Annotated in this window: 13 protein-coding genes; 2 read left to right on the forward strand and 11 right to left on the reverse strand. The window is 42.3% G+C overall.

Going from position 1 to position 12251, the window contains the following annotated elements; translation table 11 throughout:
* Positions 1 to 17 precede the first annotated feature (17 nt).
* The 11 genes from RKD52_RS13965 to RKD52_RS14015 form a co-directional block, all read right to left on the reverse strand.
* A complete protein-coding gene (locus RKD52_RS13965) occupies positions 18 to 518 on the reverse strand; it encodes a hypothetical protein (protein WP_454100155.1) in 501 nt (166 codons plus the stop codon).
* On the reverse strand, positions 515 to 988 hold the full coding sequence (locus RKD52_RS13970; RefSeq protein WP_454100156.1) for a hypothetical protein: 474 nt from the start codon (positions 986 to 988) through the stop codon (positions 515 to 517). The genes RKD52_RS13965 and RKD52_RS13970 overlap by 4 nt, the downstream gene beginning before the upstream one ends.
* Positions 989 to 1047: 59 nt before the next feature.
* Complete coding sequence (locus tag RKD52_RS13975; RefSeq protein WP_454100157.1) at positions 1048 to 1833, reverse strand: SDR family oxidoreductase; 786 nt, start codon at positions 1831 to 1833, stop codon at positions 1048 to 1050.
* A gap of 109 nt (positions 1834 to 1942) precedes the next feature.
* On the reverse strand, positions 1943 to 2971 hold the full coding sequence (gene splB / locus RKD52_RS13980; RefSeq protein ID WP_454101231.1) for a spore photoproduct lyase: 1029 nt from the start codon (positions 2969 to 2971) through the stop codon (positions 1943 to 1945).
* Between the two features lie 142 nt (positions 2972 to 3113).
* Positions 3114 to 3356, reverse strand: a complete 243-nt coding sequence (locus RKD52_RS13985; protein ID WP_454100158.1) for a transcriptional regulator SplA domain-containing protein — start codon at positions 3354 to 3356, stop codon at positions 3114 to 3116.
* A gap of 38 nt (positions 3357 to 3394) precedes the next feature.
* Positions 3395 to 4933, reverse strand: coding sequence for an ATP-binding protein (locus tag RKD52_RS13990; RefSeq protein ID WP_454100159.1), 1539 nt, complete (start codon positions 4931 to 4933; stop codon positions 3395 to 3397).
* 117 nt (positions 4934 to 5050) lie between these two features.
* Positions 5051 to 6766: a phosphoenolpyruvate--protein phosphotransferase gene (ptsP, locus tag RKD52_RS13995; protein WP_454100160.1), complete on the reverse strand. Its 1716-nt coding sequence runs from the start codon at positions 6764 to 6766 to the stop codon at positions 5051 to 5053.
* Positions 6766 to 7032 (reverse strand): phosphocarrier protein HPr, encoded by a 267-nt coding sequence (locus RKD52_RS14000; RefSeq protein ID WP_029281636.1) that lies wholly within the window; start codon positions 7030 to 7032, stop codon positions 6766 to 6768. The genes ptsP and RKD52_RS14000 overlap by 1 nt, the downstream gene beginning before the upstream one ends.
* 99 nt (positions 7033 to 7131) lie before the next feature.
* Positions 7132 to 9231, reverse strand: a complete 2100-nt coding sequence (gene ptsG, locus RKD52_RS14005) for a glucose-specific PTS transporter subunit IIBC (RefSeq protein ID WP_454100161.1) — start codon at positions 9229 to 9231, stop codon at positions 7132 to 7134.
* Positions 9232 to 9454: 223 nt separating this feature from the next.
* Positions 9455 to 10297, reverse strand: coding sequence for a glucose PTS transporter transcription antiterminator GlcT (gene glcT / locus RKD52_RS14010; RefSeq protein ID WP_454100162.1), 843 nt, complete (start codon positions 10295 to 10297; stop codon positions 9455 to 9457).
* A gap of 83 nt (positions 10298 to 10380) precedes the next feature.
* The gene (locus tag RKD52_RS14015) at positions 10381 to 10764 is read right to left on the reverse strand and encodes a DUF6843 domain-containing protein (RefSeq protein ID WP_454100163.1); all 384 of its coding nucleotides are present in this window, start codon (positions 10762 to 10764) and stop codon (positions 10381 to 10383) included.
* Positions 10765 to 10901: 137 nt separating this feature from the next.
* On the opposite strand from RKD52_RS14015, the gene RKD52_RS14020 reads away from it, so the two are divergent.
* Positions 10902 to 11327, forward strand: coding sequence for a hypothetical protein (locus tag RKD52_RS14020; protein WP_454100164.1), 426 nt, complete (start codon positions 10902 to 10904; stop codon positions 11325 to 11327).
* A 111-nt stretch (positions 11328 to 11438) separates the two neighbouring features.
* Entirely contained in the window at positions 11439 to 12236 is a 798-nt protein-coding gene (locus RKD52_RS14025; RefSeq protein WP_454100165.1) for an HAD family hydrolase, read from the forward strand.
* The last annotated feature ends 15 nt before the right edge of the window (positions 12237 to 12251 follow it).

The raw sequence follows: 12251 nt of genomic DNA on the forward strand, positions 1-12251 counted from the left end.
TTTTCAGCTTCCTCTTTTTATATAATGGAAGACTTTTCTTTCAGCTTATCATATTCCTTCATGACAAAATGAAAAAAGATGATAAAGAATGTCTGGATGTACAGGTAAATCGGAAATGAATATTGCATTTTGTACCCTTTGCCAAAATCAAAGATTCCGACTTGAACGGCCACCCATTCATAAAACACCGAAAACATTGACCAAAGAATGATGTATGGGATTGTCAGAATACCCCTGATTCGAAAGTGCTGATAAATAAATAGAAAAAAGTAACCGAAAAATCCATACATGCTGTAGTAAATAAAATCCCATACTTCGAAGTTCGGCGAATCATTGACATCATATATGTCGTAGGGCGGAATAGCTAATATGTGATCTGCAGTCAGCCCGATAAACGCACTGAACGTAAAAATAAGAACGGTAACGCCTGCCGGAAACTTTTTCGGGAGCTTTGCCATGATCAAGAGAGCAGCAGCAATGGTAGCAAGAATATAAAGCTCATTTTGCATGCCGTTCATCTAATCGTCACTCCCCTTTTCAATACCGGCCTGAATAAAGTCAGGGCAATGATTCCTGTCAATAGCAGCAGCGGAGTGTGGATAAGCGGGATTGCCCATCTGTTTTCAACATACTTCATGACTTGGAAGTACATGCAGAGCTCCTCCATTCCGACAACAATGCCAAATGATGCAGCTAAAAGAAGGAATTTGCCAAGAATGCTCCTTACATTTAATAACAGATGGAGAATAAGCAAAAACAAAAGAGGGATAATCAGGACTCTTTGTAAAATTAAGACGGTAAATCCCTCTGGCGTTTCATACGGTACCGCCCACCTCAGGTTTTCAGTAATAATTGAACAGAACATATTATTCATAATTGAAGTCGTCAAAAAAATAAATACTGACTCAATCGGGTTGCACTTTTTAGGCATATACACAAAAATGTGAACCAAAAGCCAGATGATAATTGCAGCGAGAACGATCGCCATCCATAGAAGCCACCTTACCTGTTTTATCTATGGCTTAGTTTACTTCAGCGGCTGGTGTTCTATACGGATTTAACCATTCCTCCGTCAATCAGCTGGGTCTGACCCGTCATATAGGTATTTGCATCTGACAGCAAAAAGAGAACATAGGCTGCAAATTCTTCCGGCGTACCATACCTCCCCGCTGGAATTTTCTTTTTGTTTTCCTCTTCTGCGTCTTCAGCACGAATACCGAGCCGCTCTGCTGCCGCCTGATCAAGGGAGGCTGTCCGATCTGTCGCAATTCTCCCCGGTGCTGCCGTATTAATCAGAATTTGATAAGGTGCAAGCTCGGATGCAAGCGTCTTTGTGAGGCCGACAATACCCAGCCGGAACGTATTGGACAGTACAAGTCCCGGGATTGGTTCTTTAACAGAAGATGAGGCGATATTAACAATCTTGCCTCCTTTTCCTCTCATATAAGGAAGGACCGTTCTGATCAGTCTGACATGGCTCATGACGTTCAATTCGAAAGACTTTTGCCAGTCTTCATCTGTCATCATTTCAAATGTGCCTGTCGGCGGGCCTCCTGCATTGTTAACAAGAAGGTCTATTGTTCCAAAGCGTTTCGCTGTCTCCTCTACAAGCTGCACAATTTCCTCTCCATTTGAAAGATCGCATGCTTTGTATTCAATTCTGCCGGATGCTTTTTTGGAAATCTCTTCTTTAACCCTGTGCAATTTTTCAGGGTCTCTGCTGGTAATCATGACGTTAGCGCCCTCTATTGCAAGTGCCTCGGCAACAGCTCTTCCAAGTCCCTGGCTGGATGCTGCAACAAGTGCCGTTTTCCCCTTAAAACCTAAATCCATCTTCAGCACCTCTTCCTGATTTATCTTCTCTTTTATAGTATCAGGATATGGACAGGAATGCCTTATTTGAGATTTAAAACCAGAAAAAACAGAGAAAGCCTCTGTTTTTTCAAGTGAAATATTCAATTTTTGCATTCGGAAAAAAGTCATCGATATAGCTCTCAAGCGTATCTCTTAATTCAGCTTCTTCATCTTTCTGATAAATATATTTTCCAATTCCATATCTCCCCCACTTATAGCGGCGGTCATCTTCGTTCATTTCCAGCTTTGACTTAGGATAGTTTTTCTGAATAACACGCTTGGCAGGCTTTGTGAACCTGTGCTGAATCATCTCAAAGGTAATATCCTCTCTTGCTTCCGGCGGCAGCAATTCATCAAGTTTTGTAAAGAGTTCTTTATAGCCTTCCTGCCATCCCTCGTGGATATAGATTGGCGCAACTATGAATCCGAGCGGATATCCTGCCTTGGCAACTTTAACTGCAGCTTCAATGCGTTTATCAAGCGGCGATGTTCCAGGTTCAAAATTCCGGATGACATAATCAGCATTAATACTGAACCGAAATCTCGTCTTCCCTTTGTGATCGGCATCCAGCAAGTGATCGACATGGTGAAATTTTGTCACAAAACGCAGGCGGCCCATATCAGTGTTTCCAAAAAACTCAATGGCCCGTTTAAGCGAATGTGTCAAATGATCAATTCCGACGATATCAGATGTACAGGAGGCTTCAAAACGGGTCATTTGCGGCGCCCGTTCTTCCATGTATTCCTGAGCCCGCTGAAAGATTTCGTCTGTATTCACGTACGTTCTGATATATGGCTTAGATCCCATCGTCGTCTGCAAGTAACAATAATGACAATGCCCCATGCATCCTGTAGCAAGAGGTATGGCATACTCAGCAGATGGCTTTGATGAATCAAAGTCCAATGTTTTTCGGACTCCGACGACTAATGTTGATTTCGCATTCCGGTATTTCTGAAGATCGTTCTTGCCGGGAATATTGCGCACCTGATTATGTGAAGTTGTTTCCCGTATTTCAAGACCCATCTTTTCAAATTTTTCTTTCAGCTCCACTCCAAGAGGGTATTCAAGTGCCCTTGGTTCGATATAGACGAGCTGCGGCACGAATGGTTTCACTATGCTGTCACTTCCTTCTGATTAAAAGCGGTATGTTAATAAGGTTTGTCTTTCAAGGAGTTCATATCCTTTTTAAATATTTCCTAAAACAACATAGGGCTTCCGCGTCTTTTTAAACATAAAAAAACTCCGCATAAACGGAGTTTTACTCGTATTGCTCGTAATCAAACAACTTGTTGTACATCTCTTCTGCATCTGAGTATGAAGGAAAAATCGCGTCTCCTTCGTCAAGTAAATGGTATGAATCATGGATAAACAAAGCTTTTTGTCCGGGCTCTGTCGGATGATCGACTACTTCTGCCTGCTGAATATTTGCTACATTTGCTGCATGGGGGTTTCGGTAGATCACATACACCTTATCGCCTGCTCTGACATCTTTTTTCTCCATTTTACATCACCTTTCAATCTGGTTGATGCAGTTAGTTTTTACCCATTTCCAGAAAGTGATGCAGGAAAAGTGGCCGTAACCTTCGTACCTGAACCTTTTTGGCTCGATATGGCAAGTGTTCCGCCATGCTGGCGAATAATCTTTTCAGTAATAACAAGGCCGAGCCCTGTCCCTTTTTCCTTTGTTGTAAAGAAAGGCTTGCGGATCTGAGTGAGCAGATGTTGGGGTATCCCCTCGCCCTCATCGGTGATTATTACTCTGATGCAGTCTTTATCAGCACATGCTTCAACCAGGATTGTTCCGCCGCCTGACATTGCATCAAACGCATTTTTTAAGAGGTTGATCAGAACCTGCTTAACCTGATTTTCATCCCCCTTTACCGGGAGCTGTTCTGCGCTGCACTTGAACTGAATGCCGATATTTTTAAGGGCACTTTCCGTTTCAAAAAAACGGATGATCGACTGGATGAGTTCTTTCATATTCATTTCTTTCTTGTACACAGCCTGAGGTTTTGAAAGGATTAGAAACTCACTTACGATACTGTTCATCCGTTTCAGTTCCTGAAGCATGATCTTTGTGTAGTGCGGGTCAATAATGTCTTTCTTTTCATCCATCATTTGCAGAAAACCCTGAATCACCGTCAGCGGATTTCTGATCTCATGGGCAACGCCCGCAGCCATTTGACCCGCTACCTTTAGTTTTTCATGCTGAAAAAGGGCAAACTCTTCTTCTTTTTTCTCTGTAACATCGCGTATCATTTCGCAATAGGCAATCAATTCTCCTGAGGGATTATAAAGAGGTGTAGTCGTCACTTCGACTTCTATGGTCTTGCCGGATTTCGTTCTGTCTCTCCTTGAACTGACGCCTGATTTTTCTGCTGAATGAAATGGAAAGAGACTTCCTGAAATTTCCTGATTGCTCCAGCCGTAAAGGTCGGTAAACGCGGGGTTTACATCTTTTACCGTTCGCTCAGGATCAATGATCGCTATGGCGTCATGGCTTTGTGAAAAAACAAGGTCAAATTTCGCCTCAGTTGTTTTCAGGTTTCTTGACACCTTGTCGTTTTGCCGCTGGACTTTTTCCCATAGGTAATTTATATATTTGATGTAGTAGAACAGAATAACAACAATGATGATTGCAAAAAAGACATAGTACATGACATCTATTTTTTCAAACGAAGACGAGATGATTTCATAACCGTTCAGAAAAAAATAAAACTGGCTGCAGATGGTGACTGCACCTGTTATGAAGACAACCTTCAGATTTTGAAACACGGCGCTGAAAATGACTGGGAAAAGCAAAAAAATAAAATTCACTATATATGGATCTGTGTAGTTTAAGGCAAATAAATAGCAATAGATAAGCCCGAGGGAACTCCAGACAAAAAAAGAGTCCTTCTTTATAGACCTTAGAAGGAAGGTATAGCACAGGAGGATGCCGGCAAAGATCAAAACGATCGGAAAATATTTATAGCTTCTTTCAATGACTAAAATAAAGAGCGCGTCCAAAATAAAGATGACCCACATGGACTTCAGCAGGAGTTTTTTTCTCAAATCTTGATTTTCTATCCGGTTCACTAAAGCTTCCCCATTTCTTCTGCATTCGTGACTATTTTACCATATTTTACTCAATTAGTGGAAATGAGGAAGGAAAAACACAAATAAAAAGACCTGCCGCAGCAGGTCTTTTCAAACTTACACGTTGAATTTCGCTTTAACGAATTCAACTACTTCTTCTGTTGTGCTCATGGAAAGGATTTCTTCTTTAAAGCTTGCAGCTTCTTCTTTTGAAAGGTTCTTAATTAAAGAACGTGCCGGAAGGATTGAAGTAGCACTCATTGAGAACTCATCAAGTCCAAGACCGAGAAGAACCGGAATCGCTAAAGGATCTCCTGCCATTTCTCCGCACATGCCAACCCATTTGCCTTCTTTGTGAGCAGCTTCAATGACAAGCGTCACAAGACGAAGAATAGCAGGGTTATAAGGCTGGTACAAGTATGAAACGCGTTCGTTCATACGGTCGGCAGCCATCGTGTACTGGATCAGGTCGTTTGTTCCGATGCTGAAGAAGTCAACATCTTTGGCAAACTGATCTGCAAGCACGGCAGTTGAAGGAATTTCAACCATCATTCCAATTTCGATGTTTTCTGAAACCTGAACGCCTTCGCTTACAAGCTTCGCTTTTTCTTCTAGAAGAATGGCTTTAGCTTCTCTGAACTCATCCACAACCGCTATCATCGGGAACATGATTTTCAGGTTGCCGAATGTGCTTGCACGAAGCAATGCACGCAATTGAGTGCGGAAGATTTCCTGTTCTTCAAGGCAAAGACGGATCGCCCGGAAACCAAGGAAAGGATTCATTTCTTTTGGAAGGTTTAAGTATGGAAGCTCTTTGTCTCCGCCAATGTCAAGGGTGCGGACAACAACAGGCTTGCCTTCCATGCGCTCAAGCACAGCTTTGTATGCTTCAAACTGCTCATCCTCTGTCGGAAGCTGGTCGCGGCCCATGTATAGGAATTCAGTACGGTAAAGACCGACAGCTTCTCCGCCGTTTTCAAGAACTCCGCGAACATCGTCAGGAGTTCCGATATTGGCTGCAAGCTCAACATGCTGTCCGTCTTTTGTAACGGTTTCTTCATTAACAAGCTTCGCCCACTCGGCTTTTTGCACTTCGTATTGCGCTTTTTTCTTTTCAAAGCCTGCAATCACTTCTTCAGAAGGATTGACGACTACATCTCCGTCAATTCCATCCACGATAACAATGTCGCCATTTTTAATGTCAGAAGTGGCTTTTTTTGTTCCGACTACTGCCGGAATTTCCATTGAACGTGCCATGATGGCCGAGTGTGATGTTCTGCCGCCGATATCTGTCGTAAAGCCAAGAACATACTGACGGTTAAGCTGTGCAGTATCTGATGGTGTAAGATCTTCGGCAATGATAATCACTTCTTCAGAAATCATGCTTGGGTTTGGAATTTCAACGCCAAGAAGATGGCCGATTACGCGTTTTGTCACGTCGCGGATGTCCGCTGCACGCTCTTTCATGTATTCATTGTCCATCGATTCAAACATGCTGACAAACATGTCTGATGTTTCTTTCATTGCAAATTCAGCGTTGACTGATTCGCTGCTAATTTTATCTTTTACAGGATTAAGCAGTTCAGGATCGCTGAGCACGAGAATATGGGCTTCAAAAATTTCGGCTTTATCTGCGCCAAGTTCTCTGAATGCATGCTCTTTGATTTGTTCAAGCTCTGCTTTGGATTGTTGGATAGCTTCTTCAAAGCGTACAGTTTCAGCTGCTTTATCTGCAACCTCGCGCTTTGATACTGTAAGATCTGGTTCTTCTAGTCGGTAAGCTTTTGCAATCGCGATCCCAGCTGAAGCTCCAATCCCTTTTAGTTCAGTCATTATTCGCCTAAACCTTCTTTTTTCATTGTTTCTTCAAGAGCTGCGATTGCATCGTTTTCATCTGAACCAGCTGCAGAAATTGTGATTTCTGAATCTTTGGCGATACCAAGTGACATAACGCCCATGATTGATTTTAGGTTAACTGTTTTTCCGTTATATGCTAAGTTCACATCAGCATCAAACTTGCTTGCCGTTTGAACAAGCACAGTTGCCGGACGTGCGTGGATACCTGATTCTGCTGTTACTTTAAATGTTTTCTCTGCCATAATTAATCAATCTCCTTTATAGTTAAATAAAGCTTGTACACAATACCTTATCATAACAGCCGCATCACATGGTTGACAAGTGATGCGGCTTAAGTTCATTTATTTTTCGATAGAAATGATGTGCTCTTGACCAGCTTCAACGCTGCCTGAAGACTTAATCACTATCGATTCGCCTTCGTTTAAGTTCGTGAAGACGATCGGCGTCATGATAGACGGTGCGTTTTGTTTCACGAAATCAAGGTTCACTTCAAGTAGTTTTTGGCCTTTTTTAACTGTATCCCCTTCTTTTACGAAAGCTTCAAAGCCTTCACCTTTCAGGTTTACAGTGTCAATGCCGACATGAATCAGAATTTCATTCCCGCTCTCAGACTCAAGGCCGATTGCATGTTTAGTAGGGAAAACATTCAGGATTTTTCCGTCAACCGGAGAGACAATTGTTCCGTTTGAAGGAATAATCGCAATTCCGTCACCCATCATTTTGCCTGAGAATACTTGATCAGGAACTTCTGTGATCGGGTGAATCTCACCTGTAATAGGTGAAACAAAAGAGAATTCCTCTACATCATTTTTAAGCGGGCCTGGTACAACGTCCTCTATCTGTTCTTCTACTTCTTTTTCAGGTGATGCAGGTTTTGCCGGACGAGGTGTTTTGCCTGCCATTACATCCTGGATCTGTGATTTCAGACTGTCTGATTTAGGGCCGTAGATAGCCTGGATGTTGTTTCCAACTTCAAGTACTCCTGCAGCTCCAAGACGCTTAAGACGGTTTTTGTCTACTGCTTTAACGTCATTTACAGTCACGCGAAGGCGTGTAATACACGCATCAAGATGCTTGATGTTTGAGCTGCCGCCAAGTGATTCAAGGATGTTGTATGGAAGGTCGCCTGCAGCTTCCGTTGTTCCGCTTGTATCTTCATCATCCTGTTTGTCCTCGCGGCCAGGTGTCTTCAGATTGAATTTGCGGATCGCAAAACGGAATCCGAAGTAATAGATCAGCGAGAATACAAGACCCACTGGAATGACAAGCCACCAGTCAGTACGGTTTGGAAGAATTCCGAACAGGAAGTAGTCAATAACCCCGCCCGAGAATGTCATTCCGATTTTTACGTTCAGAATATGCATCGTCATAAAGGACAGACCTGCAAAGACTGCGTGAATCGCAAACAAAATTGGAGCTACGAAAAGAAATGAAAACTCAAGCGGTTCAGTGATACCCGTCAGGAATGATGTTAATGCGGCTGAACCCATGATGCCTGCAACAAATTTTTTGTTTTCAGCTTTTGCTTCATGATAGATCGCAAGTGCTGCAGCAGGAAGACCGAACATCATGAACGGGAATTTACCTGTCATAAATGTTCCAGCTGTCAGTTCAGCGCCATCTTTGATTTGTGCCATGAAGATACGCTGATCTCCGCGCACGATTTCTCCGGCCTGCGTTGTGTAATTTCCAAACTCATACCAGAACGGAGAATAGAAAATATGATGAAGACCAAAAGGAATAAGAGAACGCTCGATTAAACCGAAGACGAATGCTGCCAATGTTTTGTTGGATTCCAGAAGGCCTGTTGAAAAGGCATTAAGTCCTCCTTGAACCGGCGGCCAAATAAACAGCATAACCAAACCAAGAACAACAGCTGACACAGCGGTCATAATCGGTACAAAACGTTTACCTGCAAAGAAACCTAAGTATTGAGGCAGTTCAATGTTAAAGAATTTGTTGTACATGTATGCACCGAGGACACCGACGATAATACCGCCGAAGACCCCGGTCTGTAAGGTCGGCATTCCAAGCACCCTTGCATATTCAGGATGCAGCTGCTGGAAGAATTGCGCAAGCTCTACAGCGTCACTTGGAATTTTCCCTGTTTGAATCAGTACTGCACTCATTGTAGCGTTCATAATTAAGTATCCGATAATGGCTGCAAGACCAGCAACACCATCACCGTTAGCCAGTCCAATAGCAACACCTACTGCAAAGAGCAGCGGAAGGTTTGCAAAGACAATGTCCCCAGAAGACTCCATTACTTTAGCAATCAGCTGGATGATATCATTTGTCAAAAATGGCACTTTTGATGTTAATTCCGGATTTTGCATCGCATTACCAAATGCCAGCAGGATCCCTGCAGCAGGAAGGATGGCAACCGGCAGCATAAGTGCTTTACCAATTTTTTGGAGAACTCCAAATAAATTTTTAAACATGTTTTAACCTCCTTGAGGAATAGTTTGTGTAAGCAGCAACCAAAAAAAACATGAAAGCAAATTACAAGCGTTTACATTTAAATCCCAAAAAGAACGCAAAAAAAGCATGGTGCAACAAGGACATCCGCACTCAAAGGGTATACTTCCCCTTATGGGCGGTTTCAACACGTACTTGTTCACTCATGCCTGATCGTATCAGTAACACGTAAGGTACTTTTTAAGATTAAGTTTTGTTTGTTAAACGGTATAAATGGAGGGTAAGATACACTGCCTCAGCTTCATATACCGGTTTTTTCAAGAATTGCTGCATTACTTTGATCATTTTCCAAGATGTATTGTAGCACAGCGGATATTCTTTTTTCAACAGTAAAGCAAATTTTTCTGGCTCTTCCACACTCTCACCTGATAAAACCCTTTCAATCGTATATCGCAAATGCCTGACAAGCCTCATATAATTTACGCTGTCCTGATTCACTTTCAGCTTCATGGAATCCTCGATGACGCCGATCAGCTGGCCGATCAGCTGTGAAAATTGATTCACATCTGAGATTGGTTTATTCGTGATGGCACTGTGAATGTGCAGGGCAATAAATCCAATTTCCCCGACCGGCAAGTCCACTTTAAGCCGGTCATTGATCATATGAACAACTTCCTCTGCTATCATGTACTCATTTGGATAAAGGGTTTTGGTTTCGGTCAAAAACGGATTTTTAATATCCATCCCTTTTTGAAGGCGCTTAATGGCAAAAGTTATATGGTCAATAAGCGCGATATGAATATGTTCATTGAGGGGGAGCTTTACCTGTTCTGCGATATAGTGAATCACATCGCTCACTACCTCAATCATATCTTCATCTACAAAAGGCAGTAGCATTTTAAATTGCTCTTGTTCCTTCTGACTTTTAAGCACAAACATTTTTTCATAGGATGTTTCTTCAAGCCTGTCCCCGCGTTTACGGCCAAATCCAATCCCTTTGCCGATCAGCACGACTTCCTCAAACGAATCGTGCTCGGCAATCAGCACATTATTATTCAGTACCTTTTTTATTGTAAAGGACTCCTCCACGAAATCCTCAGCTCCTTTTATCTCTCAATGCTTCATATCGTACTAATAATGTCATATGCAGTCAACTGCGAAGAGCCTTGCCGTTATTTATCTTCCGGTGTATACTCTGTTTTTTCAAAATCCTCTTTGTTTCCTACGAAAAAAAAGGCTTCTCCTTTATTCTCATCTCCGGCTGACGCGCCGTGGATCATCTTCCCTTCTGAAAGCTCTTTGCGTTTTCCCTCTTTATCCACGTAATAATACTTATTGGAGGCCCATCCATCATGAATATCTTTTTCCTTCACTTCTGCATGCCCCTCTTCGGACACTTTATATTCTCTCTCGCCTTCCCCTTCGGAAGGCTCATTGTGAACGGTCACCCAGCCAGTAAAACCTTCAGGAATTAGAAATGTCCGCTGGCCCTGATCCGCCTGTTTACATCCTGTTAAAAGGGAGAACGCCAAAACGAAAATAAATAGTTTTCTCATTAAAATCACTCCTTCAATATCATGACTATTCGTTAGGATTGGCCATTCATGTAAATCTATCCTCCTGTCCGCCTTCATGAAATTACTGCCAGAAAATAATCTGCGATATTGGGGAAAGTACAAAGGAGGTGTTCATCATGAAAAAACAAATCATATGCTTTTTATCAATCTTCTTCCTTATAGCCCTGCCTGCAGTCAAGGGATATGCAGAAGTAAAGGAAGTGAAAGTAATTGATGTAGAGACGGGCGATGTTGTAAAGACTGCTCCTTCTACTGACTACTATTCAAATGAGTTGAAGAAGGCTATTCAATCAATGAAAGGCATTACTGTAAAAATAAATCCGCTTCCTAAAAAAGGATATCTGGTGCTCATTCAGCCTGTTATGCCATTTAAAGTGGAAAATAAGTGGTTCAATGGCATCGTATCAGAAGGTATGATCGTATACAGCAAAGAAGACGATCCCCGCCTGATCTTGTTTACAGATGAAAACAAGCCGCTGTTCTTTGAAATAAACTACAGTCCTGAGAACATGATTAAAACCCTTGGAGTAGACCAGCCCTGAAAAAGAAGACAGCTTACAAAAGACCATTTAATTGCAGCCGCAGCAATGTCTCTTTAAAATAAACCAAGTGTTATTCTTTTAAGCAAAATACCGAAAGGGAGGAACTCCGGTATGATTAAGTTATTTGTAAGTGATCTCGACGGGACACTGCTGGATCACCAGAAAGAAGTTTCGGAAAAAGACATTGAAGCCTTAAAGCAGCTGAAAAAATCAGGTGTGGATATATGCCTTGCTTCTGGACGAATGGATGTGGAGATTGGGGAGATCTTAACGAAAATCGGTGAAAAATACCACCGGATCAGTCAGAACGGAGCCTTTATCAACACTGACAGCGATGAATCGCTGCATGCTCTTACTTTTGAAAGTGTGATTGCACAAGAAGTGTTTGAAGTTGTTCGATCTGAAGATTTTATTATAATTGTCGCAGACTACAGCACCAATTATACAGAGCGGCGTAATGAAGCCGTGACAAGCATTGAATCCCGGATGTTTGCTCCCATAACAGAAAATGAACAATTGTCTGAAGGGATAGGCAGAGATATTAAAGCTTCAAAGATCTCCATACTTGGTGAGTATGAGTCCCTGCTGCCCCTGCAGAAAAAACTCCGCGAGAGCTATCCTGATACAATTGAAACGTACATATCCGACAGGCAGTGCCTGGACATTATGCCGAAACATATCAGCAAAGGAAATGCGCTTCACATGCTAATCCAGCACCTTGACATTTCGCCTTCGGAAATTGCCTGCATCGGCGATTCTTTTAACGATATTCCCATGTTCCGCTTAACCCCGTTCAGCTTTGCTATGGAAAATGCGCTGCCTGAGGTAAAGAAAGAAGCCGCCTATACTGCAGCTTCTGTCGGGGATGCGATTTTAAAAGTGCTGGAGATCAATGATAATAAGGGATAACGGCAAAAAAGGCGA

This window comes from Metabacillus sp. SLBN-84, from assembly GCF_053629595.1.

Excerpts from the sequence above, each read along its gene's own strand:
- RKD52_RS13970 (WP_454100156.1), bottom strand. The coding sequence starts at position 988 with ATGGCGATCGTTCTCGCTGCAATTATCATCTGGCTTTTGGTTCACATT.
- RKD52_RS13985 (WP_454100158.1), bottom strand. The coding sequence starts at position 3,356 with ATGGAGAAAAAAGATGTCAGAGCAGGCGATAAGGTGTATGTGATCTAC.
- RKD52_RS13975 (WP_454100157.1), bottom strand. The coding sequence starts at position 1,833 with ATGGATTTAGGTTTTAAGGGGAAAACGGCACTTGTTGCAGCATCCAGC.
- ptsP (WP_454100160.1), bottom strand. The coding sequence starts at position 6,766 with ATGACTGAACTAAAAGGGATTGGAGCTTCAGCTGGGATCGCGATTGCA.
- RKD52_RS14025 (WP_454100165.1), top strand. The coding sequence starts at position 11,439 with ATGATTAAGTTATTTGTAAGTGATCTCGACGGGACACTGCTGGATCAC.
- RKD52_RS14015 (WP_454100163.1), bottom strand. The coding sequence starts at position 10,764 with ATGAGAAAACTATTTATTTTCGTTTTGGCGTTCTCCCTTTTAACAGGA.
- RKD52_RS14020 (WP_454100164.1), top strand. The coding sequence starts at position 10,902 with ATGAAAAAACAAATCATATGCTTTTTATCAATCTTCTTCCTTATAGCC.
- RKD52_RS14000 (WP_029281636.1), bottom strand. The coding sequence starts at position 7,032 with ATGGCAGAGAAAACATTTAAAGTAACAGCAGAATCAGGTATCCACGCA.
- RKD52_RS13965 (WP_454100155.1), bottom strand. The coding sequence starts at position 518 with ATGAACGGCATGCAAAATGAGCTTTATATTCTTGCTACCATTGCTGCT.
- ptsG (WP_454100161.1), bottom strand. The coding sequence starts at position 9,231 with ATGTTTAAAAATTTATTTGGAGTTCTCCAAAAAATTGGTAAAGCACTT.